Origin of the sequence: Roseococcus sp. SDR (assembly GCF_019083995.1) — a bacterium.
In the GTDB taxonomy this organism is placed as follows: domain Bacteria; phylum Pseudomonadota; class Alphaproteobacteria; order Acetobacterales; family Acetobacteraceae; genus Roseococcus.
Genome location: NZ_JAHRCU010000022.1, coordinates 34,930 through 56,473, shown reverse-complemented (window position 1 = coordinate 56,473; position 21,544 = coordinate 34,930). Strand labels below are relative to the sequence as shown.

Sequence of the window (21,544 nt, the reverse complement as noted above, 5' to 3'; positions counted from 1 at the left end):
TGAGGATGGGGGGCCGCCCCGGCGAAGTCAAACCAACCCTGGCTTGCCAGCCACGCATGGCAAGGCCAGTTTGCGGCCATGATCCGCTCCATCCTGCTCGCCCTCGACGACACGCCCGGCGCCTGCGCGGCGCGGGACATCGCCTTCGCGCTCGCCCGCCGCACCGGCGCGGCCGTCACCGCCCTGATCGTGCTGGACCGCCCGCACACCAGCGGCGCGCATGAGGCGGTGCCGCTCGGCGCCGGCGCCTTCGCCACCCGCCGCAACGAGAAGCTGGCCGAGGCGGTGGAGGCCGAGGCCGAGCGCGTGCTGGCCGAGGCCCGCATCGCGGCCGATGGCTTCGACTTCGCCGTCGTCCGCCGCGAGGAAGCGCCCGAGGAGGCCCTGCTGGCCGAGGGCTGCGCGCATGACCTCATCATCATCGGCCGCGACAGCACGCTCGGCCGCGAGGCCTGCGATGACGGTCTTTCGCCGACCATCGAGGCGCTGCTGCGCGACGGTGCGCGCCCGCTGCTGGTGGTGCCGCCGGGCATTGAGACGGCCGCACCCGGCATCGCCGCCGGCGAGGCGCTGAAGCGCCCCATCCTGGTCGCACATGACGGCTCGCTCGCCGCGATGCGGACGCTGCATGTCTTCGCGCTTCTCGGCCTCGGGCGGAACCAGGCCGTGAAGGTGCTCGACTTCGTCTCGGAAACCAGCCCCCAGGCGCTGCAGCGCTACCTCACCCAGCACGAGATGCGGGCCGAGGCCTACGCCGTGCAGGGTGATGTGCATGACATCGTGCTGGCCGAGGCGAGCAGCTTGCCGGCCTCGTTCCTCGTGCTCGGCGCGGATCAGGAGAGCGGCATCACGCGGCTGATCTTCGGCAGCGCCACCGCGCGGCTGCTGCGCGCCTCGCCCTGCGCGGTGTTCATCCACGGCTGAGCAGCGGGGGGCTCAGCTTCTCCGCTGCTCCTCCAGCAGCCAGAACAGGATATTGTCGCGGAAGGTCGCGTCGCGCGTGATCTCCAGATGCTCGCGTGGCAGGAACAGCGCGCGCTCGAAGCCCATCGGGCTTTCCACACGCGGCGGGCGCGGGGATTGCCCCTGGCGGTGGTCGAGCAGGACGGAATCGCGCAGCACCACGCCATCGCCCGGCCCGTTCTCGCGCACCGTGAGCCGCCCTTCGGCACTGGCCGCGATGCGCAGCGCCGTCGGCATGGAATCGCCCGCTACCAGCATCAGCTCCGTCCCCGGCGGCAGGTGCACCGGCTGATCCATGGCTGCCGCGAAGGCACGGGCACGGCGCAGCAGACGCGCCTGCAAGGCGATGGCCAGTCGCCGCCGCTCCGCCGCATCCGCCACATCGGGCATCAGAGTCGCCAGGTCCCCCTCCAGCCCGCGTGCGGCCAGCCCCCAGCCCAGGCGCTGCCACAGCTCCGGGTCATGCGGATCAGCCGGCGCATCGCCCACCAGCAGCGGTTGGCTGCGCGCACGCGGCAGCAGCTGATAGACCGAGGCGAAGGTGCCAAGGATGGCCTGGCTGTAGCGCGGCACGATGGGCTGGCCGAAATCCCGCCCCTCCACCAGCACGCGCAGCGCATCGAGCGAGCCGCCATTGGGCGTGCCGATCTGGATCAGCCGCGCGATATACTCGGCCCCCGCGTAGCTCGGCGTGGGCAGTGCGCCATCTGCCGGCAGGTCGGCCGCGCCGAAGAGCATGGCGTAGCGCGCGACGAGCCCGCCCATGGAATGCGCCACCACGTCGAACTTCACCGGATGGTTCCGCATGCCGTAGCGCCGCGCATATTCCGCCTGCACATAGGCGCGCTTCTCGGCCATGAAGTCCATCAGCCGCCGCGCATTCGCGACATTGTCCTGCCGCCAGTCATAGGCGAACTGGAAGCAGGTGAAGTGGTCATTGCCGTAATCCACCCGTCCGGCGAGGCCCAGCGCCTCGTCGCGATAGCCACCGAGGCCGAGCGTGCTCAGGATCTCCGCATAGGCGCGAAGTGCCAGCGGAATGCCCGCCACGCGCAGTTGCACCCGTTCCAGCACGCCATCGGGCGAGACCCGCGCCCCGGGGCTCTGCATCTCCTCGGTGAAGGGCAGCGCCACCAGCCTGGCACCCTCCGGCGTGCCGGGATCGGCCGCGACACCATCGAAGGCGCCCCAGACGACGCGGCCCGAGGCCGGATCGCGCAGGCGGCTGCCGAGCAGGCCGGGGATGACGATGATCGGGTTGCGGTCCAGCCCGTGATGCATGGCGGCGGGCGTGTAGAGCAGATGAAGGTCGGCCTCGGTCTCGGGCGGCCGTGTCTTCAGCGCGGCATAGGCCGCGGCACCCGCGACGCCGCCCAGCAGCATCCCGCGGCGCGTCCATCGCCAAGCCTGACGCCTGTTCATGCCGCCACCCTGCTCAACCGGCATGAGACTGTGCGCCACGCGCCGTGCTGTCAAAGAATCCCGTCAAGCCAATCCTGCACCCGCGCGGCGATGGCATCACTGTTGCGCTCCAGCATGAGCATGTGCCCATTGCCCCTCAGGCCATTCGCCGGCAGGTCGCACAGGGTTACATGCGGGTGCGCCGCGGCGAAGGCGCCGCCCGCCGCGCGCTGCGTCACCCAGCGCGGATCGCGCGCGATGTGGTCGCCATAGAGCAGCAGGACGGGGATGTCCGGCATCGCGCCGCTGCCGAAGCCCGAGGGTTCCAGCAGCACCAGCGCGCGGACCTTGTCCGGCGCGGCCTGCGCCGCCGCGCAGGCGAAATGCCCGCCCTGGCTATGCGCGATGATGACCGAGGGGCCCACGCGTTCCAGCAGCGCGAGATAGCCCGCCAGGATATCGCCATCCGTGCCGACGAAGCGCGGCACGCCCTGCCGCACGAAATCCTCATAATGCTCCAGCGGGAACTGGTGATCCGGATGCGCGCGGCGCTCCGCGTAACTCGGCCCGATGCGGAACTGCTCCCAAGGGTCGTTCACGCGGCGATGGATCGGCGCGCCGGGGAAGATTTCGGGAAAGGGGGCATAGCCGCTGCGGCCGCGCTCCACCGCATCGCTCACATGCACATGCCAGCCGCGGCGGAGGAACCAGAGCTTCCAGCCCTCGCGCCCATCAGGCGTCGTGTCCCAGCAGGCGCCGGTCAGCCCGCCGCCATGCCAGAAGAGCAGCGGGAAGGGCCGCGTCACCGGATCGGGCCGCGCATGCTCCACATAGAGGCTGGCCACCAGGTATTCGCCGTTCATGTCGGCGCGATAGGGCGGGCTGCCGGGAACGAGCTGCATCTCGGCGATCGGCCGTCCCTCGACGCGCGCCCGGCGCCCACCCACGAAGAAATGCCCCATTTCGGCGATGCTGAGCGGCTCCATCGACGCATCCTGCGGCAGCACGCGCGGGCGTGAAAGCGCGGGATTGACGCCGCGCGCCCGAGAGGCCGGAATACGGCAAACACCAACAGGGAGGCAGCCATGGCCGGAAGGCTCGCAGGCAAACGCGCATTCGTGACGGCCGCCGGCCAGGGCATCGGCCGCGCCACCGCCATCGCCATGGCGAAGGAAGGGGCCACGGTCATCGCCACCGACCGCGACGCCGCCAAGCTCGCCGGCCTCGACGCGCATGGCATCCAGAGCCACGCGCTGGACGTGCTGGATGACGCGGCGGTGGAAGCGGCGATCCAAGCGGCCGGGCGGCTCGACATCCTCTTCAACTGCGCGGGCTTTGTGCACCAGAACACGGCGCTGACCTGCACGGACGAGGAATGGGACTTCGCCTTCGCACTGAACGTCCGCAGCATGTGGCGCACCATCAAGGCCGCACTGCCCGCGATGCTGGAAGCCCGAAGCGGCAGCATCATCAACATGGCCTCCGCCGCGTCGAACATCAAAGGCGCGCCCAATCGCTTCCTCTACGGCACCAGCAAGGCGGCCGTGATCGGGATGACGCGCGCCGTCGCGGCTGATTGTGTGACGCAGGGCGTGCGCGTGAACTGCCTGGCCCCCGGCACGGTGGACACGCCGAGCCTGCAGGACCGCATCGCCGCCAATGCGGCGGCGGCGGGAAGCGTCGAGGCCTCGCGTGCCGCCTTCATCGCGCGCCAGGCCATGGGGCGCCTCGCCACGGCGGAGGAAATGGCGGCGCTGGTCGTCTATCTGGCGAGTGACGAAAGCGCCTTCGTCACCGGCCAGGCCATGGTGATCGACGGAGGATGGACGCTGTGATGACGACCCGCCGCGCGCTCTTCGCCGCGCCCCTGCTCGCCACGCCCGCGCTCGCGCAATCCCCTTGGCCCAACCGCCCCATCCGCATCCTGGTGGGCTTTCCCGCCGGCGGCACGACGGATCTTCTGGGCCGCCTTGCCGGCCAGATCCTCACCGAGGAGCTGGGCCAGCCCGTGGTGATCGAGAACCGCCCCGGCGCCGGCTCCAATATCGCGGCCCAGGCCGTGCTGCGCAGCCCCGCCGATGGCTACACGCTGCTGCTGGGCTCGCCCGGCACCAACGCCATCAACGCGCATCTCTACAGCAATGCGGGCTATGACCCGCTGACCGACTTCCTGCCGATCAGCCAGATCGCCGAAGTGCCGAACCTGCTGGCGGCCCACCCCTCGCTCGGCGTGCGCGACGTGCCGGGGCTGATTGCGTTGGCCAGGCAGCGCCGCCTCTCCTATGGCGAGACCAGCATCGGCGGCTCCACCCATCTCTCGGCCGAGATGTTCCGCCTGATGGCCGGCATCGAGGCGACGCATGTGCCCTATCGCGGCAGCGCGCCGATGATGGTGGACCTGCTGCCCGGCCGCATCGACTACGGCGTGGACAATATGCCGACCATCATCAACCATGTGCGTTCCGGCGCGCTGGTGGGCATCGGCGTGACCTCCGCGCGGCGCTGGCCGACGGCGCCGGACATCCAGGCCATCGCCGAGACGCTGCCCGGCTATGAGGTGACGGCCTGGTTCGGCCTTGTCGCCCCACGCGGCACGCCGCAGGAGGTGATCCAGCGCGCCAATGCGGCACTTCGCGCGGGGCTGGCGAAGCCCGAAGTGGTGGCGCGCCTTTCCGAACTCGGCGCCGCGCCGCTGCCCGGCACGCCGGAGGAATACCAGGCACGCAACGTGGCGCAGCACGCGCGGCTGGGCGAGCTGATCCGGCGCATCGGCGTGAAGGCGGACTGAGGCTTATTCCTCGGGAAGGTCCGTCTTCGCCTCGGGCCGCCCATGCCGCATGCGCCCGCGCGACAGCTCGGCCACCACGCCGTGCAGCGTGCGCACCTCCTGCTCGGTGATCTCGCCGCGCTCGAACCAATGGCGCAGGTTGCGCACCATGCCCTCGCGCTTCGGCGCATTGCGCAGGAAGCCACAGGCATCCAGCTCCGCGATGAGGTGGCCCATGAAATTGTCGAGGCTGCCCTTGGTGGCGACCTCGGTCTTGTGCGTCTGCAGGCGGCGCGGCGGGGTGGCATCGGCCGACACCCACCATTCATAGGCCAGCACCATCACCGCCTGGGCGAGGTTGAGCGAGCTGAATTCCGGATTGAGCGGATAGCGGATCAGCGTATCCGCCCGCGCCAGATCCTCCGCCTCCAGCCCCGCGCGCTCCGGCCCGAACAGCACCGCGACCCGCATCCCGCGCGCGTTGATGTCGCGCAGCTCGGCGGCACCCGCGCGCGCCGTCATCACCGGGATCACCACATGGCGCGGGCGCGGGCAGGTGGCCAGCACGCGGTGGCAATCGGCGATCGCCGCCTCCACGCTGTCGAAGACCTGCGCCGCATCCAGGATGCGGTCGGCACCCGAGGCTGCGGCCCAGGCGCGCGGATGCGGCCAGGTGTCGCGGGGTGCCACCAGGCGCAGATGGAACAGCCCGCCATTGGCCATGGCGCGGGCCGTGGTGCCGATATTCTCGGCGAGCTGCGGGCGCACGAGCACCACGATCGGCGTCTCGCCGGGCGGTGCCACCAGCGGTGCGGCGCCCTCCTCTCTCATCTGGCGGGAAGTCGCGCGAGAATGGCGCGCATCTGCGCGATCTCGGCCTGCTGCGTGCGGATGATCTCTTCCGCCAGGCGCTTCACCTCAGGGTCGCTGCCATGGCGCAGCACGATGCGCGCCATCTCCACCGCGCCCTCATGATGCGGGATCATGCCGGCGATGAAGTCGCGGTCGGCATTGCCGCTGTAGCGGATCTCCATGGCGCGGTGCATGGCGTTGTTCGCCGCGCGGAATTCGCGCGTGCTGGCGGGCTCGTTCGCGCGAGCGGGTGCGCCGTGGCCCGCATGCGGCGACTGCGCGAGCGCCGTGCCGGGCACGGCAGCGGTGGCGGCGATCAGGGCGGTGCGGCGATTCATGGCGTGTCTCCTTGGTTGAGGGAGACAGCCTCCGGCTTGCCACAAGGTCAGGGTCAAGCGCGCTTCCACGTCGTGCCGCCCGGCCCGTCCTCCAGCACCACGCCCTGGGCCAGAAGCTCGGCGCGGATGCGGTCGGCCTCGGCCCAGTTCTTGGCCGCGCGTGCGGCAAGGCGCGCGGCGATGGCGGCCTCGATCGCGCTCGCATCATCGCCACCCTGCAGCCAGGCGCGCGGATCGCCCTGCGCCAGGCCCAGAACGGCCGCCGCCTCGCGGAAGGCTGCCGCCGCCTGGCCCGGCACGGGCTGCCAGGCCTTCCCGATGCGCGAGAGCACCGCCGCGGCCGAGCCGCCCACCGTCGCGCTGTTCTCCAGTGTGCGCAGGTCCCGCAGGCGGGCGATGGCGAGTGGCGTGTTCAGGTCATCAACCAGCGGCTCCAGCGCCCATTCCGCCATTTCGGTGATAAGCGGGGTGTCGCTCACGGCCGGCGCGCGGCCCAGCATCGCGTAGCTGTCATCGAGCTCCGCCTTGGCCTCAATCAGGCCTGCTTCCGTGTAGTCGAGCGCGGAGCGGTAATGCGTCCGCAGCAGCAACAAACGAAATGCTTCGCCCGCCCAGGGGCCCTGCGCCAGGATGTCCTGCACGGTGAGGAAGTTGCCGAGGCTCTTCGACATCTTCTCGCCATTCACCAGCAGCATGCCGTTGTGCAGCCAGGTATGCGCCATGAAGGGCGTGCCGAAGGCCGCGCGGCTTTGCGCCACCTCATTCTCGTGATGCGGAAACAGCAGATCCGCGCCGCCGCCATGAATGTCGAATTGCTGGCCCAGATGCCGCCAGGACATGGCCGAGCACTCGATATGCCAGCCCGGCCGCCCGCGGCCCCAGGGCGAATCCCAGCCGGGGGTCTCGTCGTCGGAGGGCTTCCACAGCACGAAATCGCCCGGGTCGCGCTTGTAGGGCGCCACATCAATGCGGGCGCCCGCCAGCAACTCCTCCTGGTTGCGGCCCGAGAGCTTGCCGTAATCAGGGAAGCTGCCCACGCTGAACAGCACATGGCCTTCCGCCGCATAGGCGTGGCCGCGCGCGATCAGCTTCTCGGTCAGCGCGATCATCTCGGCGATGTGGCCCGTCGCCGTCGGCTCCACATCGGGCGGCAGCGCGCCGAGGGCGGCCATGTCGCGGTGGAAATCGGCGGTGGTGCGGGCGGTGATGGCGCTGATCGGCTCGCCGGACTCGCGGGCGCGCGCGTTGATCTTGTCATCCACGTCGGTGATGTTCCGCGCATAGGTCACGCGCGGAAACACCCGCCGCAGCAGGCGCGCCAGCACGTCGAACACCACCACGGGCCGCGCATTGCCGAGATGCGCCAGGTCATAGACCGTGGGGCCGCAGACATAGAGCTTCACATGCGCGGGATCGAGCGGGCGGAATTCTTCCTCGCGGCGCGTGAGGCTGTTGTGGAAACGGAGCTGTGTCATGGGGAAAGGTCCATAAGGCAAAACGGCAGCAGGCACGACCACCGCGCGGCGCGCGGGTCGTCAGCCGTTGCAACAGGGGCGGGTCAGGACCATGGCGCAGCTATGCGCCACCTCCGCCGAAGCATCAAGCCCAAAGCGGCCCCGGGATGGCGTGTCGCGCTCAGCCCGCCCGCGTGTTGCAGGGGGCAACCGGGCCGCGGCCGCGGCCGAGATCGGATGTGGGCGCCACCACCTTGACCAGCCGGAAACCGCCGAAGGACGCCATCTGCTGCTCATTCACCACATGGCAGATGTCGGTGCCGATCCCGGCCACCGTGCCCACGCCATACAAGCGATAGACGGCGGTCTCGTTCGTGCGCCGGTAGAACCCGTTGGGCCAGGCGCAGGCCCCCGTCTGCTGCCCCAGCATGGCAATCCGGGGAACCACCGTCACCTTCGAGAACCCGCCAAAGGCCGCCATCTGGCTTTCGCTCTGCACCTGGCAGTAGCGGTCCCTGGCGGATTGGAACATGACGGCGTTCTGGTTGGTCTGCCGATAGAAGCCGCCCACCGCGGTCTGTGCCTCCGCTCCAGCCATGAAGGCCAAGGAGAGCAAGGCGGCGCAACCCATCACCCGGCCAGACGACATGAAGATTCTCCACTCGGAACGATTCCGAGCATGATCCCTGTCATGCCGTGCAGCAATGGGGCCTGGGGCGCGTCAGGCGCGCAGGCGCTGCGCCGCCCGCTCGCGCCCGATCAACGGCAGCAGCGCCTTCAGATCCGGCCCGTGATCCTCACCGGTCAGCGCGAGGCGCAGCGGCATGAAGAGCGCCTTGCCCTTGCGGCCGGTGGCGGCCTTGATCGCCTCGGTCCAGGCGGGCCAGGTCGTCGCGTCATAGGGCTCGGGCGGCAGCAGGCTGAGCGCGGTGGCCAGGAACTCCGCCTCCGCCGGCTGCTCGATGGGCGCGATGTGGCCATGCACCACATCCCACCAATGCTTCACCTCGGGCATGCGGTCCAGGTTCTCGCGCACCGCTTCCCAGAAGGTGGCGTCCGCGCCCTCGGGCAGGCGCGGCCGCGCCTCCTCGAAGGACATGCCGTGCAGCAGCTTGCGGTTCAGCGCCAGCATCTGCCGCGGGTCGAAGCGCGGCGAGGAATGCGAGACGCTCATCAGATCAAAACCGGGAAGCAGCTGCGCCGGCATGCCCGGAACCGGATCCTGCGAGGTGCCGAGTGCCGCGAGATACCCGGTGATGGAGGCCGCCTCCACCCCATCCCGCCGCAATTGCCGCAGCGAGAGCGAGCCGATGCGCTTCGACAGCGGCCCGCCATCCGCATCGGTCAGCAGCGGCAGATGCGCGAAATGCAGCGCATCGCTGCGCCCGCCCAGGGCGAGCCAGATGTCGAGCTGCACGCCCGTGTTGGTCACGTGATCCTCGCCGCGGATCACATGCGTCACACCCGTCTCCAGATCATCCACCACCGAGGTGAAGGTGTAGAGCGGCGAGCCATCGGCGCGGACCAGCACCGGATCGCTGATCGCCGAGAGCTTCACCGCGCGCGGCCCCAGCACGCCATCCACCCAGGTGATGTTGGCGCCTGAGAGCTTGAAGCGCCAATAGGGCTTCTTCCCGTTCTCCAGCGCGCGGGCGTACTGCTCCTCGGTCATCTTCAGCGCGGCGCGGTCATAGAGCGGCGGGCGGCCCTGGCGCAGCCGCTGCTCGCGCTTATAGGCCAGCTCCTCCTCGCTCTCGAAGCAGGGGTAGAGATGGCCGCTCTTCTTCAGCCGTTCGGCCGCGGCGGCATAGGCGTCCAGCCGGTCGGTCTGGCGGAACATGCTGTCCCATTCCAGGCCGAGCCAGCGCAGATCCTCCTCGATGGCCGTCACATACTCGGCCTTGCTGCGGCCCGTATCCGTGTCGTCCAGCCGCAGCACCAGCTCGCCGCCCATCTTGCGGGCGAAGAGCCAATTGGCGAGCGCGATGCGCGCATTGCCGACATGAAGATGCCCCGTGGGAGAGGGCGCAAAACGAAGTTTGATGGACATGATGCTAGGCCCTCAGGCGCCGGGCGCCGGCTCCGCCGGCTTGGCTTCGCGCCGCCAAGGGCGCGCGGGTGAGAAGGTCGGTCTGGGCGCGCCGGCCGCTGTGCGGCCGGATGAGTTTCCCGGTTGCTCTCAGGCGCCGGGCGCCGGCTCCGCTGGCTTGGCTACGCGCCGCGGCGGTTGTTTGGGTGGCACGCGCAGTCTGGGCGCGCCGGCCGCCTTGCGGCCGGATCCTCACAGGGGTGCGAAGACCGATGAAGCTGTGATCAACGGGAGCGAGGCTCACTCCTCCTCACCCTCCCCGCCATCGTCGTCTTCGTCCCCATCCTCTTCCATCCGCCGCGGGTCGAGCATGCGCCAGTTCAGCGCCTCACGATCACGCGGCGGGGCGGCGGCGAAGGCGGGCAAGTCATTTGCGCTTTGCCACATCTCGCCCTGATGATCCTCGCCGAGGCCGCTCACCACCGCATCCTCGCCAAAGGCGAACCACGCGGCCGTCACCTCCGCCGCCGTCGCGCGCGGCACGCGGCAGCGTTCCACGCTGTCCCGCACATAGCGCTTGGCGAATTCATTGGCGTGCGCGAGCGAGAGGAAGCCGCGCACCACCTCCACCGCCTCGGCATCGGGGTCGGAGAGGTCGCGGATGCGCACCTCCAGCCCCGCGGGTGGTGTCAGCGGATGCTCGCTCACGAGATCAGTCCGGTGAAGCCATTGGTGATGGGATAGCGACGGTCGCGGCCAAAGGCGCGCTGGCCGATCTTCACGCCCGGCGGCGCCTGGCGGCGCTTGTATTCCGCGCGGTCCAGCATGCGCCAGACGCGCAGGATCAGCGCGCGTTCGAAGCCCTGCGCCACCAGATCATCCACGCTGAGCTCGCGCTCCACCAGCCCGTTCAGGATGGCGTCCAGCACTTCATAGGGCGGCAGCGTGTCCTGGTCCTTCTGGTCGGGCTTGAGTTCGGCGCTGGGCGGCTTGGTGATCACGCGCTCCGGCATCACGGCGCCATCCGGCCCCAGCGCGCCGGCTGGCGTGTTCGCGTTGCGCCAGCGGCACACCTCGAAGACGTCGGTCTTGTAGACATCCTTCAGCACGGAATAGCCGCCGCACATGTCGCCATAGATGGTGGCGTAGCCGGTGCTCATCTCGCTCTTGTTGCCGGTGGTCAGCAGCATGTTGCCGAACTTGTTCGACAGCGCCATGAGCGTGACGCCCCGGATGCGCGACTGCAGGTTCTCCTCCGTGATGTCCGGCGCGCGATTGCCGAAGGCCGGTGCCAGCATCGCCTCATAGGCCGCCATGGCCGGCCCGATCGGGATGGTGTCGTAGTGGATGCCCAGCAGCCGCGCGCATTCGGCCGCATCCTCCAGGCTTTCCTGGCTGGTATAGGGCGAGGGCATCATCACCGCGCGCACCCGCTCGGGCCCCAGCGCATCGGCGGCGACGGCGGCCGAGATCGCGGAATCAATGCCACCCGACAGGCCCAGCACGATGCCGGGAAAGCGGTTCTTCTCCACATAGTCGCGCAGGCCCAGCATCATCGCATGGTAGATCTGCGCGGGCCGGCTCAGCGGCTTCGCCAGTTCCTGCTGCGCACAGACCCAGACATCGCCGGGCTTCTCCCAATCGGTGAGGATCAGCGTCTCGGCGAAGGAGGGCGCGCGCACGGCCAGCTTGCGGTCGGCGTTCAGCACGAAGCTCGCGCCGTCAAACACCAGCTCATCCTGGCCGCAATTCTGGTTGAGGAAGACGAAGGGCAGCCCCGTCTCCACCACGCGCGCGACGGCCAGATCAATGCGCGCCTCGGCCTTCTCCACCTCGAAGGGCGAGCCGTTGATGGAGAGCAGCAGCTCCGCCCCGCTTTCGCTCAGCGTCTCGGACACGGCGGGGAACCACCAATCCTCGCAGATCATCAGGCCGAGGCGCAGGCCGCGGAACACCACGGGGCCGGGCGCGGGGCCGGCGTCGAAGACGCGCTTGTCGTCGAAGACGCCGTAATTCGGCAGCTCATGCTTGGCGCGCCGCGCCACGATCTTCCCGCCATCCAGCAGGAAGGCCGCGTTGTAGAGCTTGCCGCCCTCCAGCCATGGCCCGCCCACGATCAGGCCCGGTCCGCCATCCGCCGTCTCGGCCGCCAGGGCCGCGATCTCGGCATCGCACATGGCCTGGAAGGCGGGCTTCAGCACCAGATCCTCGGGCGGGTAGCCGGCGATGCTGAATTCCGGCGTCACCAGCAGGTCGGCGCCTGCCGCCGCGGCCTCGGCGCGCAGCGCCCGGATTTTCGCGGCATTGGCGCGCAGCTCCCCCTCATGCGGGTTCATCTGCGCGAGGGCGATGCGGAGGCGGTTCGTCATCCCGTGGAAGTAGGCGCGCGGGGACGCAGGGTCAACGCGGGAAGGACGCTGGCCACCATGCCGCCGGTGACCAGCAGCACCCCCACCCAGCCGGTGGCCCCCAGCGTCTCGCCCAGGAAGAGCCAGCCGCCCAGCGCCACCATCGCCGGCACGGCGGCCGTGATGGCGGAGGTCTGCGGCCCGCCCAGCAGCACCACCGCCCGGGTGAACAGGAACCCCGCGAGCATGACGGAGAGGGCGCCATGCCAGGCCATCTGGAAGATTTCCATGCCGAGCGACAGGTTCTCCATCCGGGAGGGCAGCCAGAACCACCAGATGGGCAGGAAGAGCGGCGCGGCATAGAGCGCCACGGCCATGGTCGCGTCCAGCGCGCCGATCCGCCATTTCCGGATCAGCCAGGTATAGGCCGCCCAGCAGAGCACGGCGAAGATGAAGAGCAGGTCCCCCCGCCAGGCGCCGGGATGGTCGCCGAAGGTGTCGCGCCCCAGCAGCAGGATGCCGAAGCCCACCAGCGCCAGCGAGACGATGCGCCGGAGCCCCCAGGCCTCGCCGAAGCTGATCCACCAGGCGGCGGCGATGAGGAAGGGCAGCAGCCCCGCCATGATCACCCCGCCATGCGCGGCCGGCGCGAGCTGGAAGCCGCCATAGGCGCCAAGCGAGAAGCCGAAACCCGCCGTTGCCGTCAGGGCCAGCGCCTGCGCCACCGGCATGCGCGGCGGCCCGCGCCAGATCAGGAAGGGCAGGGCGGTCAGGAAGGCGCCGGCATAGCGGAGGGCCGCGATGTCCCAGGCGGTGACGGATTGCGCCGCGAGGAAGCGGGACATCAGCTGGAAGCCGGTCCAGATGAAGAGGACGCCGAAGGCGCAGAGCAGCCCGATGCGGCGTTCGCTCAACCCTGCTGCCCGTTCCGCCGCCGCCCCTCCTGCCGCAGCAGGAACTCGCGCCCGAGCTTCACCCGCGGCGTGCCGTCATACTCGACGATATCGGCCGTGGCGTAGGTCTCGCTCCAGATGTCGGGGATGAAGCTGCCCGTGCCCACCACATCCACCGGCGCATGCGCTTCGTTCATCACGCGGCACTTGCCGACGCTGAAGCCTGAACTGGCGACGATCCGCACCTTCCCGAAGCCCGCCGCGTCCAGCGCCTCGCGCACGCGCCAGATGGCGGCGGCGGAAACGCCCGTGCCCACCAGGTGGCGCAATTCGGAATCGCTGCGATAGCGGCGGATGGCCTGGGGTGCATGACGCTCCAGCACGGCGTAGCTCTCGGCCGGGTCCAGCCCTTCCAGGAAGCGGCCGCCATGGGTGTCGAGCCGCACGGCCATCCGGCCGGAATGGGCGAGATCCGCGAAGCGATGGCAGACGGCCAGCGCATCCGTCACCTCCTGGCCGAAATAATCCACCAGCACGGTCAGCCCGTCATTCGGGTAGGTCTCGTGGAACATCTCGGCCGCGCGCAGCGTGGAGCCGGCATAGCCGATCAGCGCATGCGGCATGGTGCCGCGCCCCGCCGCCTCGCCGAACCAATGCGCGGTGGCATCGGTCGCGGTGCCGACGAAGCCCGTGGCCCCCTCAAGGCGTGCCGCCGCGCTGCCGACCGAGGCCGCATAGGCCATCATCTCCTGCATCTCGAAGCCGGCGCAGTGCCGCGCCTCCATGGCCAGGAAGGCGGCCTTGGGCATCTCCAGGCTCATCTGGTAGGCGTTGTGCGCGGCCACGCAGGCCGGCCCCAGACGCTGCAGGTACAGCGTCTCGAGATCCGCCAGGGCGGCGAAGGAGCCGCTGAGATAGAGCAGCGGGTCACCCGCGCCGACCCAGGCCCCTTCCGGGTATTTCACCTCGATCTCGAAGGGCGTGCCACGCTCCCGCGCCACGCGCTCCAGCCATTGCACGGCGAGGCGCGGGGCGGAGATCACGGGGCGGCGCAGGAAGACCGCATAGGTGACGCGCACATCGCCGAAGGTCTCGACGATGCGGCGTGTGCGGTTGAAGTAGCTGTCCGTCCGGGCCGTGATTTCACGGTCCAGCGGGGATCTCTCGCTCATTGCGCGGCGCGGACCAGCTCGCGTTCCGGGCGCGCCCGATGCGCCTTCAGTTCCTCCGCGATGAGGAAGGCGAGTTCCAGCGACTGCTCGGCGTTCAGCCGCGGGTCGCAGAAGGTGGCATAGTTCTCGCCGAGATCGGCCGCCGTCAGCTTGCGCGCGCCGCCCGTGCACTCGGTCACGTCGCGGCCCGTCATCTCGACATGCACGCCGCCGGCGAGTGCCCCTTCGGCCGACATCACGTCGAAGAAGCTCTTCACCTCGTTCAGGATGGCGTCGAAGTTGCGGGTCTTGTAGCCGCCCTGGGTGGTGGTGTTGCCGTGCATCGGGTCGCTCAGCCAGACCACCTTGCGGCCGGCCTCGGTCACCGCGCGCACCAGCGGCGCCAGCTTCGCCTCCACCTTGTCCGCCCCCATGCGGGCGATGAGCGTGAGGCGCCCCGCCTCGTTCGCGGGGTTCAGGATCTCGGTCAGGCGCAGCAGCTCGCCCGCCTCCATGCTCGGGCCGACCTTCATGCCGATCGGGTTGGCCACGCCGCGCAGGAACTCCACATGCGCTCCATCCGGCTGGCGCGTGCGGTCGCCGATCCAGAGGAAATGCGCCGAGCAGGCATAGGTGCGCAGATGCGTGCTGCTCTCGCGCGTCAGCGCCTCCTCATAGGGAAGCAGCAGCGATTCATGGCTGGTGTAGAAGGCCGTCTCGCGGATCTGCGGCGCATTGTCGCTGTTCATGCCGCAGGCGGCCATGAAGCGCAGCGTCTCGTCGATGCGGGTGGCCAGGCCCTCATATTGCGCGGCCAGCGGGCTGCGCGCCACGAAATCGAGGTTCCAGCGATGCACCTGGTGCAGGTCGGCGAAGCCGCCGGTCGCGAAGGCGCGCAGCAGGTTCAGCGTGGCGGCGGATTGCAGATAGGCGAATTCCATCCGCTTCGGATCGGGCACCCGCGCCTCGGAGGTGAATTCCGCGCCGTTGATGATGTCACCGCGATAGGAGGGCAGGGTCACCTCGCCCACCTTCTCCACATCGCTGCTGCGCGGCTTGGCGAACTGGCCCGCCATGCGGCCCAGCTTCACCACCGGCATGCCGGCGCCGAAGGTCAGCACCACGGCCATCTGCAGCAGGACCTTGAAGGTGTCGCGGATGGTGTTCGCGTTGAAATCCGCGAAGCTTTCGGCGCAGTCGCCCCCCTGGAGGACAAAGGCCCGGCCTTCGGCAGCTTCGGCGAGCGCGGCCTTCAGTCGCTCGCACTCGCCTGCAAAAACCAGCGGGGGAAAGCTCGCGACCTTGGCTTCCATCGCGGCCAGCGCCGCGGGATCCAGATATTCAGGCACCTGCCGGATCGGCATCTGCCGCCAGGAAGAGGGGCGCCAGTCACGCGCCATGGCTGCGAACTCCCAAAAACCGTGTTCCCGCCAGCCTAAATCAGCCGGCGGAGAAAGGCTACCGGCGCGGCCTATTCCCGCTCCGCCGCCGCCGGCACCCCCGCCACCCGGGTCCGCGTCCGCAGCGTCACGAATTCTTCCGCCGCGGTCGGATGGATGCCGATGGTGCGGTCGAAATCCTGCTTGGTGGCGCCCATCACCACCGCGATGCCGATGCCCTGCATGATCTCGGCTGCGTCCTCCCCCAGCATGTGGGCGCCCAGGATGCGCTGCGTCGCCTGGTCCACCACCAGCTTCATCAGGGTCTTGCGGCCCGGGCGGCCGCTGATCGTGTGGCGCATCGGCGTGAAGCGGGTCAGGTAGATATCCACCGGGCCGCGCTCCGCCGCCTCCTCCTCCGAGAGGCCCACGGTGCCGATGGGCGGCGAGGTGAAGACGGCGCTCGGCACGTTTTCATAGCTCGCCCGGCGCGGCTTGTTGCCGAAGAGCGTATCGGCCAGCGCGTGGCCGACGGCGGTCGCCATGGGGGTCAGGTTCACCCGGTCCGTCACGTCGCCGATGGCAAAGATGTGCGGGATATTGGTCGCGTGGTCGTCATCCACGGGGATCACGCCGTCCTTCCCCGTGATCACGCCCGCGCGCTGCAGCCCGAGGCCCGGCGTGTTCGGCGCGCGGCCGGTGCAGAAGAAGACCGCATCCACCTCGCGCATGCCGTTGTTGCTGAGCGAGACGAGCAGGTGGCCCTCCAGCTTCGCGATGCGGGTCGGCAGCACGCCCGCGCTCATCGCGATGCCCTGCGCCTCCATCGCCTCCACCACGGCGGTGCGGAGATCGCCATCGAAGCCGCGCAGCGGCAGCTCCGCGCGGTAGAAGACCTCCACCTCCGCCCCCAGGCCGCGCAGCAGCCCGGCGAATTCCAGGCCGATATAGCCGCCGCCGATGACGGCGACGCGCTTCGGCAGCGCCTTCAGGGTGAAAAGGTCATCGGAGACGAGGCCGAACTCGGCGCCCGGAATGTCGAGCTTCGTGATCCGCCCACCGGTGGCCACCACGATGCGCTCGGCCGTGACGCGCTTGCCGCCGACATCGAGCGTATGCGCATCCAGGAAAGTGGCGCGCGCGTCGAAGGTGGTGACGCCCGCGCCGGCCAGCAGCTTGCCGTAGATGGAGGACAGCCGCGTCACCTCGGCATCGCGCGCGGCGGCGAGCTTCGCCCAGTCATGCCCATGGTTTTCGATGTTCCAGCCGAAGGCGGCGGCGTCCTCCGCCCACATCCCGTATTCGGCGGCGTTCACCATGATCTTCTTCGGCACGCAGCCGACATTGACGCAGGTGCCGCCCCAGAAGCGCTCCTCCGCCGCACCCACGCGCGCGCCATGCCCGGCCGAGATGCGGGCCATCCGCACACCGCCCGAACCGCCGCCGATCACGAAGAGATCGAAATCATACGCCATGGAGGACCCTTTCACGCTGCGCCCCACATAGGCGCTCCCCCCGCGCTCAGGAAGGGCGGCGGGGCACCACCATGCGCGGGGTGAAGACCTGCACCGCCTCGCTCGCCTGGTTCAGCGTGGTGATCCGCACCACGGCCGAGCCGCGATCCGGCCGCGAGCGGGAGGGGACCACCTCCAGCACCTCGATCTCCACGCGAAGCTCGTCACCCGGCCGGGTCGGGCGCGGCCATTGCAGCTCTCCACCCGCACCCACGATGCCGCCCGCCAGGTGCCCGATGGCCCCCACCACCATCCGCATGGTCAGCGCCGCCGTATGCCATCCGCTGGCGGCCAGGCCGCGGAACAGCGGATGCTCGGCCGCCGCCACGGGGTCGGTGTGGAAGGGCTGCGGGTCGTAACGCTGGGCGTAATCCATGATCTCCTGGGCCGTGAGCGTCAGCGGCCCGGCGCGGAACAGCTGCCCGGGCGAGAGATCCTCCAGGTAGAGCGGCGCGGCCAGCCCGCCGATCGGCGAGCAGAGCTGCACCAGCGCGCCATCCAGGTCCCGCAGGTAGGAAATGGTCTGCCCCCAAGGCTTGTCCACCGGCGCCAGCACCTCCAGCGCGCCCTCCCCCATCGCGCGCGCGTGGGCGGCGGCGACGTTCGGCACCTCCAGCGCGATCTCCTGGCTGCTGTCGCCATGCGGGCTGCCGATGTGCAGTCCGGTCTCGCGCTCGAAGAAGCCCTGGCGCGCGAAGCCCAGCACCGTGTCGCCCGTCTCCATGGCGATGTAGTCCTCGCCGAGCGCCAGCTTCTCGGTGAGGCCGAAGGCGCGGGCGTAGAAATCGGCCGTGGCGCGCGCGTCTGGCACATGGCGGATGATGCGGGCGAGGCGCGTCATGCCGTGATCGCCGTGCAAAGCTCGACCAGCGCGCCATTGGGGTCGCGCAGGTAGGAGACGGTCTGGCCCCAGGGCTTCTCCACCGGGGCCAGCACCTCCAACGCCCCGGCGGCCAGCGCCCGCGCATGGGCAGCGGGCACGTCCTCCACCTCGAAGCCGATCTCCTCGCCGGGCGGGCGGGCGCCGGGGCGCGTCGGCGCGAAGTCGAGCCCCATGCCGCTGGTCACGAAGCCCTCGCGGCAGAAGGCCAGCACGGTTGCGCCGGTTTCCATGGCGATGAAATCCTCGCCGCCGGCGAAGCGCTGCGTCAGGCCGAAGGCCTCGCCGTAGAAGCGGGCCGTCGCCATCGCGTCAGGCACGTAGCGGATCACCCAGGCGAGCTTCATGCGAACGGTCTCCCTTGCTCGGGGAGCTTAGGCAGCGCCTGCCCGGTTGTCAGCCGCCGCTATGCGCCCCTAGCCTCCCGCCCCAACACAGGAGGAACACCCATGGCCCGTCGCTTCATTGATCTCTCGGTCGCGCTCAAGGCCGGCATCGCGAGCGACCCGCCGCACATGCTCCCCGAGATCGACTATCTCGACCATCACATGACCGCGCCCGCCATGGCCGAGTACATGGGCGTGCCGGTCGAAGCCCTGCCCGAGGGCGAATACGCCGCCATCGAGAAGGTGCGCATCAGCACCCATAACGGCACCCACCTCGACGCGCCCTATCACTACTTCTCCCGCATGAACGAGCGCAGCGTGCCGGGCGGCGAACCCTCCTGGCGCATTGACGAGGTGCCGCTGGAATGGTGCTTCTCGAACGGCGTGAAGCTCGATTTCCGCAGCAAGCCGGACGGATACGTCTGCACGCCCGATGATGTGAAGCGCGAGCTGGACCGCATCGGGCACAGCTTGAAGCCGCTCGACATCGTGCTGGTCAACACCCGCGCCGCCAGCCGCTATGGCGAGGCGGACTACATCGACGCCGGCTGCGGCATGGGCAAGGCCGCCACGCTCTGGATGCTGGAGCAGGGCGTGCGCGTGGTCGGCACCGATGCCTGGTCCTGGGACGCGCCCTTCAGCCACACCCGCCGCAAGGTGGCGGAAACGGGGGATGCCTCGCTGATCTGGGAGGGCCATCGCGCGGGGCGCGAGATCGGCTACAGCCACCTGGAGAAGCTGGCGAACCTCGACCAGCTGCCGCCGCATGGCTTCATGGTCGCCTGCTTCCCGGTGAAGGTGCATCGCGGCAGCGCCGGCTGGACGCGCGCTGTCGCGATCCTCGAGGACTGATCACGCCTCAGCGCGCGAAGCCCGCATAGCCGCGCCGCAGCGCATCCTCCCGCCCGTCGCGCGTCACCTCCCAGAGCGGACTGTCCACCGCGAGGCGCTGCCCGCCGTCGCGCTGCACGGGGCGCAGGTTCAGCGCGGCGCGGTTGCGCGTGGTCAGGCCGAAGAAGTCGAAGGGCACGCGGACATAGATTCCCTTGTCGAAGCTCCCCTCGCCGAAGCGCGAATAGCTGACATTGGTGAAGGTGGCGAAGCCACCCACCTCGATGCCGCTGTCGAAGCGCCTCCCCATCTCGATGGTGCCGCCCCAGTCGCCCGCCAGATACCGCCCGCCGCGCAGCACGGTGTAGAGGTTCCACACCGGCAGATCGAGGTAGAGCGAGGCTTGGCCCGTCACGACGGAATAGCCCAGCGTGCCGATGTTCTGCGTGTATTGCCGCTGCGCCACCCAGTTCACGTCGAGGCCGATGGCGAAGCTGCGGTCCCGCGGGCGCCAGAGCAGCTCGGTCGAGAGGCCGCCGAACATCGGCTCCAGCATGCCGGCCGTCACGCGCGCGAAGACGTCGCGCGCCGGCGTCCAGATGCGCTCGGCATAGAGGGCGGGCATGGTGGTGGTGGCGGCGCGGGCATAGCGGGCGAAATCGCTGCGGACATGCGGCAGCACGCTGTTGCTGGGCAGCCCGTCGGCGAGGTTTCCGGCGAAGGCCTGCTGCACTGCGCCGACGATGGCGCTGTTCCAGCCGATGTCGAGCCTGGCACCCGCGGTGGCACCCAATTGCCAGCGCACCGCCGTCTCCGGGTCGCCCACCATGATGTTGAGCGCGGGCGCGATGCCCCAGGTCAGGCGTGGCGGTGCGGCCGTGGCGGCCGTGGCGCTCGCTTCGTCATAGGCGGGCAGCAGTTGCGAGGTGGCGAGGATCTCCTCCGCGCTGCCCATGGCGCGCCCCTGCGCCTCGAAGGCACCCCGCAGCGTGACGAGCCGCGCGATCACCACGCCGTCACGCTCCCAGATGACGCGGATGCGCTCGACATGGGCGGGCAGGATGGGCTGCGCCGCGCGCACCACGCGGGAGGCGACCTGCGCCAGCGTGCGGTATTGCCCGCCCGAGACCGCGATATGCGCCTCATCCCCGCGCAGGTCGAGCGAGATGGGCAGGAAGCTCTGCGCCCGCAGCGCGGGGAAGAGGCGGCGCGCCAGCACGGCGTTCTCGCTCGCCTCGCCCTCGCGGTCGTCGCGGCCCATCTGGATGCGCCCCTCGAAGCCGGCCGAGGCGGCCAGCAGCCGCTCGCGCCAGCCGCGCAGCGGCTCGGGCGGGGGCAGGGGGGCGCCGTCCACGGGGCGGGGCCGCATCGGCGGCGGCGGCTCGCGCGGCAGGTCCGGCGGTGCGTTGGGGTCGAGCCGGAGCGAGGCGCGGATCAGGAAATCCGTGCCGTAGAGAAAGGAGGCGCCGATATCCAAATAGGGATTGGGCTGCCAGTTGAAGCCGACATTGACGCGGCTCGCCGCCTCGCCGCGCAGGTTGGTGGTGCGGGCGGGATAGCCGCCGCGCTCGTCGCGCAGCGCATCGGCCGAATACTCGACCTTGGCGCGCAGGCCCTCGATCGCGCCCCAAGGTGTGGGGATCGGCGGCACGGAATATTCGAGGCCGGCGAAGATGCCGGAATAGGGGCCGCGGAACAGGTTGTTCCAGGCGACGGTGCCGCCCTGGCCCACATTGCGCGGCCGCGTGCCGAAGGCGGCCGGGCCATAGGTCAGCGGGTTCGTCACATCCTGCCCCGAGGAGAGGCGACCCCAGCCCATGCCGATGGTGGCGTCGAGCGACCAGAAGCGCTTGGAGGCGACGATGTATTCGCCCTGGTAGATGCCGGTGCCGATCACATCCTGCAGGCCGATGGCGAGTGCCGGGCGCCAGGCATTCTCCTCCCAGACGCGCAGCTTGAGGTCGAAGGCGCGGTCCGTCGTCGTGCCCCGGCCGAGCGTACCGTTCAGGCGTTCGCTCAGGCGGAAGGTGGTCTCGAGGAAGGGCAGCGCCTGGAAGTTCACGAAGTAGAATTCCCGCTGCCGCCGCCAGGCGCCGCCGCCCTCGATCACGCCATCGGGGCGGAAGCGCGCATTGGGCATCTCCAGCAGGCCGACGCGGCCGAAATTCGAACCGGTGGCAGGCACTTCGTCGAGGGCGTGGGCGGGACCGGACAGCAGCAGGAGCGGCAGCCCGATCAGAAGAAGCGCCACCTTCCGAGAATCCGGCCGCACAGCGGCCGGCGCGCCCAGACCACCCGCCATGTCAGCGCGCCTTCGGCGGCGCGAAGCCAAGCGGGCGGAGCCCGCGCCCGGCGTCT

General features: G+C 69.9%; 20 protein-coding genes. 4 read left to right on the top strand and 16 right to left on the bottom strand.

The window, feature by feature from the left end; all coding sequences use genetic code 11:
* Window positions 1-78: 78 nt before the first annotated feature.
* Window positions 79-924 (top strand): universal stress protein, encoded by an 846-nt coding sequence (locus KTR66_RS20580; protein ID WP_213615936.1) that lies wholly within the window; start codon window positions 79-81, stop codon window positions 922-924.
* A gap of 12 nt (window positions 925-936) precedes the next feature.
* Here KTR66_RS20580 and KTR66_RS20575 read toward each other — a convergent pair whose 3' ends face one another.
* Together KTR66_RS20575 and KTR66_RS20570 are read right to left on the bottom strand one after the other, a co-directional pair.
* Window positions 937-2,385, bottom strand: coding sequence for a lipase/acyltransferase domain-containing protein (locus KTR66_RS20575; RefSeq protein ID WP_213615934.1), 1,449 nt, complete (start codon window positions 2,383-2,385; stop codon window positions 937-939).
* Between the two features lie 50 nt (window positions 2,386-2,435).
* The gene (locus tag KTR66_RS20570) at window positions 2,436-3,350 is read right to left on the bottom strand and encodes an alpha/beta fold hydrolase (RefSeq protein ID WP_213615932.1); all 915 of its coding nucleotides are present in this window, start codon (window positions 3,348-3,350) and stop codon (window positions 2,436-2,438) included.
* A gap of 99 nt (window positions 3,351-3,449) precedes the next feature.
* Between KTR66_RS20570 and KTR66_RS20565 the strand changes: the two genes are divergently transcribed.
* Both KTR66_RS20565 and KTR66_RS20560 read left to right on the top strand, forming a co-directional pair.
* On the top strand, window positions 3,450-4,199 hold the full coding sequence (locus KTR66_RS20565) for an SDR family oxidoreductase (RefSeq protein WP_213615930.1): 750 nt from the start codon (window positions 3,450-3,452) through the stop codon (window positions 4,197-4,199).
* Complete coding sequence (locus KTR66_RS20560) at window positions 4,199-5,152, top strand: tripartite tricarboxylate transporter substrate binding protein (protein WP_213615928.1); 954 nt, start codon at window positions 4,199-4,201, stop codon at window positions 5,150-5,152. Before KTR66_RS20565 ends, KTR66_RS20560 begins: the two co-directional genes overlap by 1 nt.
* Window positions 5,153-5,155: 3 nt before the next feature.
* Here the strand turns inward: KTR66_RS20560 and KTR66_RS20555 are convergent, their stop codons facing one another.
* The 13 genes from KTR66_RS20555 to KTR66_RS20495 all read right to left on the bottom strand — a co-directional run bounded on the left by KTR66_RS20555 (window position 5,156) and on the right by KTR66_RS20495 (window position 18,316).
* On the bottom strand, window positions 5,156-5,962 hold the full coding sequence (locus tag KTR66_RS20555) for an RNA methyltransferase (protein WP_213615926.1): 807 nt from the start codon (window positions 5,960-5,962) through the stop codon (window positions 5,156-5,158).
* Complete coding sequence (locus tag KTR66_RS20550; RefSeq protein WP_213615924.1) at window positions 5,959-6,321, bottom strand: DUF305 domain-containing protein; 363 nt, start codon at window positions 6,319-6,321, stop codon at window positions 5,959-5,961. Before KTR66_RS20550 ends, KTR66_RS20555 begins: the two co-directional genes overlap by 4 nt.
* Window positions 6,322-6,374: 53 nt before the next feature.
* A complete protein-coding gene (cysS, locus tag KTR66_RS20545; protein WP_213615922.1) occupies window positions 6,375-7,796 on the bottom strand; it encodes a cysteine--tRNA ligase in 1,422 nt (473 codons plus the stop codon).
* A gap of 160 nt (window positions 7,797-7,956) precedes the next feature.
* Window positions 7,957-8,424 (bottom strand): hypothetical protein, encoded by a 468-nt coding sequence (locus tag KTR66_RS20540; RefSeq protein WP_213615920.1) that lies wholly within the window; start codon window positions 8,422-8,424, stop codon window positions 7,957-7,959.
* Between the two features lie 72 nt (window positions 8,425-8,496).
* Window positions 8,497-9,825, bottom strand: a complete 1,329-nt coding sequence (gene gltX / locus KTR66_RS20535) for a glutamate--tRNA ligase (RefSeq protein WP_213615918.1) — start codon at window positions 9,823-9,825, stop codon at window positions 8,497-8,499.
* 279 nt (window positions 9,826-10,104) lie between these two features.
* On the bottom strand, window positions 10,105-10,512 hold the full coding sequence (locus tag KTR66_RS20530; RefSeq protein WP_213615916.1) for a hypothetical protein: 408 nt from the start codon (window positions 10,510-10,512) through the stop codon (window positions 10,105-10,107).
* On the bottom strand, window positions 10,509-12,173 hold the full coding sequence (locus tag KTR66_RS20525; RefSeq protein ID WP_213615914.1) for an NAD+ synthase: 1,665 nt from the start codon (window positions 12,171-12,173) through the stop codon (window positions 10,509-10,511). Before KTR66_RS20525 ends, KTR66_RS20530 begins: the two co-directional genes overlap by 4 nt.
* The gene (locus tag KTR66_RS20520) at window positions 12,170-13,066 is read right to left on the bottom strand and encodes a DMT family transporter (protein WP_213615912.1); all 897 of its coding nucleotides are present in this window, start codon (window positions 13,064-13,066) and stop codon (window positions 12,170-12,172) included. The genes KTR66_RS20525 and KTR66_RS20520 overlap by 4 nt, the downstream gene beginning before the upstream one ends.
* Window positions 13,063-14,217, bottom strand: a complete 1,155-nt coding sequence (locus KTR66_RS20515) for a nicotinate phosphoribosyltransferase (protein ID WP_213615910.1) — start codon at window positions 14,215-14,217, stop codon at window positions 13,063-13,065. Before KTR66_RS20515 ends, KTR66_RS20520 begins: the two co-directional genes overlap by 4 nt.
* Window positions 14,214-15,596 carry a class II 3-deoxy-7-phosphoheptulonate synthase gene (locus KTR66_RS20510; RefSeq protein WP_213615908.1) on the bottom strand — a complete coding sequence of 461 codons (1,383 nt, stop codon included), beginning with the start codon at window positions 15,594-15,596 and terminating at the stop codon, window positions 14,214-14,216. Before KTR66_RS20510 ends, KTR66_RS20515 begins: the two co-directional genes overlap by 4 nt.
* 71 nt (window positions 15,597-15,667) lie before the next feature.
* Window positions 15,668-17,050: a glutathione-disulfide reductase gene (gene gorA, locus KTR66_RS20505; RefSeq protein WP_213615906.1), complete on the bottom strand. Its 1,383-nt coding sequence runs from the start codon at window positions 17,048-17,050 to the stop codon at window positions 15,668-15,670.
* A 46-nt stretch (window positions 17,051-17,096) separates the two neighbouring features.
* Window positions 17,097-17,930: a MaoC/PaaZ C-terminal domain-containing protein gene (locus tag KTR66_RS25340; RefSeq protein ID WP_371819182.1), complete on the bottom strand. Its 834-nt coding sequence runs from the start codon at window positions 17,928-17,930 to the stop codon at window positions 17,097-17,099.
* Window positions 17,927-18,316 (bottom strand): VOC family protein, encoded by a 390-nt coding sequence (locus KTR66_RS20495; RefSeq protein WP_213615904.1) that lies wholly within the window; start codon window positions 18,314-18,316, stop codon window positions 17,927-17,929. The genes KTR66_RS25340 and KTR66_RS20495 overlap by 4 nt, the downstream gene beginning before the upstream one ends.
* Window positions 18,317-18,418: 102 nt before the next feature.
* Here KTR66_RS20495 and KTR66_RS20490 point away from each other — a divergent pair, with 102 nt between their 5' ends.
* On the top strand, window positions 18,419-19,207 hold the full coding sequence (locus tag KTR66_RS20490) for a cyclase family protein (protein ID WP_213615902.1): 789 nt from the start codon (window positions 18,419-18,421) through the stop codon (window positions 19,205-19,207).
* Between the two features lie 7 nt (window positions 19,208-19,214).
* On the opposite strand, the gene KTR66_RS20485 is transcribed toward KTR66_RS20490, so the two are convergent.
* Window positions 19,215-21,437 (bottom strand): YjbH domain-containing protein, encoded by a 2,223-nt coding sequence (locus tag KTR66_RS20485; protein WP_371819181.1) that lies wholly within the window; start codon window positions 21,435-21,437, stop codon window positions 19,215-19,217.
* Between the last annotated feature and the right edge of the window lie 107 nt (window positions 21,438-21,544).

Excerpts from the sequence above, each read along its gene's own strand:
- KTR66_RS20565 (WP_213615930.1), top strand. The coding sequence starts at position 3,450 with ATGGCCGGAAGGCTCGCAGGCAAACGCGCATTCGTGACGGCCGCCGGC.
- gltX (WP_213615918.1), bottom strand. The coding sequence starts at position 9,825 with ATGTCCATCAAACTTCGTTTTGCGCCCTCTCCCACGGGGCATCTTCAT.
- KTR66_RS25340 (WP_371819182.1), bottom strand. The coding sequence starts at position 17,930 with ATGACGCGCCTCGCCCGCATCATCCGCCATGTGCCAGACGCGCGCGCC.
- KTR66_RS20575 (WP_213615934.1), bottom strand. The coding sequence starts at position 2,385 with ATGAACAGGCGTCAGGCTTGGCGATGGACGCGCCGCGGGATGCTGCTG.
- gorA (WP_213615906.1), bottom strand. The coding sequence starts at position 17,050 with ATGGCGTATGATTTCGATCTCTTCGTGATCGGCGGCGGTTCGGGCGGT.
- KTR66_RS20550 (WP_213615924.1), bottom strand. The coding sequence starts at position 6,321 with ATGAATCGCCGCACCGCCCTGATCGCCGCCACCGCTGCCGTGCCCGGC.
- KTR66_RS20570 (WP_213615932.1), bottom strand. The coding sequence starts at position 3,350 with ATGGAGCCGCTCAGCATCGCCGAAATGGGGCATTTCTTCGTGGGTGGG.
- KTR66_RS20490 (WP_213615902.1), top strand. The coding sequence starts at position 18,419 with ATGGCCCGTCGCTTCATTGATCTCTCGGTCGCGCTCAAGGCCGGCATC.
- KTR66_RS20510 (WP_213615908.1), bottom strand. The coding sequence starts at position 15,596 with ATGGCGCGTGACTGGCGCCCCTCTTCCTGGCGGCAGATGCCGATCCGG.
- cysS (WP_213615922.1), bottom strand. The coding sequence starts at position 7,796 with ATGACACAGCTCCGTTTCCACAACAGCCTCACGCGCCGCGAGGAAGAA.
- KTR66_RS20495 (WP_213615904.1), bottom strand. The coding sequence starts at position 18,316 with ATGAAGCTCGCCTGGGTGATCCGCTACGTGCCTGACGCGATGGCGACG.
- KTR66_RS20555 (WP_213615926.1), bottom strand. The coding sequence starts at position 5,962 with ATGAGAGAGGAGGGCGCCGCACCGCTGGTGGCACCGCCCGGCGAGACG.
- KTR66_RS20580 (WP_213615936.1), top strand. The coding sequence starts at position 79 with ATGATCCGCTCCATCCTGCTCGCCCTCGACGACACGCCCGGCGCCTGC.
- KTR66_RS20515 (WP_213615910.1), bottom strand. The coding sequence starts at position 14,217 with ATGAGCGAGAGATCCCCGCTGGACCGTGAAATCACGGCCCGGACGGAC.
- KTR66_RS20560 (WP_213615928.1), top strand. The coding sequence starts at position 4,199 with ATGACGACCCGCCGCGCGCTCTTCGCCGCGCCCCTGCTCGCCACGCCC.
- KTR66_RS20540 (WP_213615920.1), bottom strand. The coding sequence starts at position 8,424 with ATGTCGTCTGGCCGGGTGATGGGTTGCGCCGCCTTGCTCTCCTTGGCC.
- KTR66_RS20525 (WP_213615914.1), bottom strand. The coding sequence starts at position 12,173 with ATGACGAACCGCCTCCGCATCGCCCTCGCGCAGATGAACCCGCATGAG.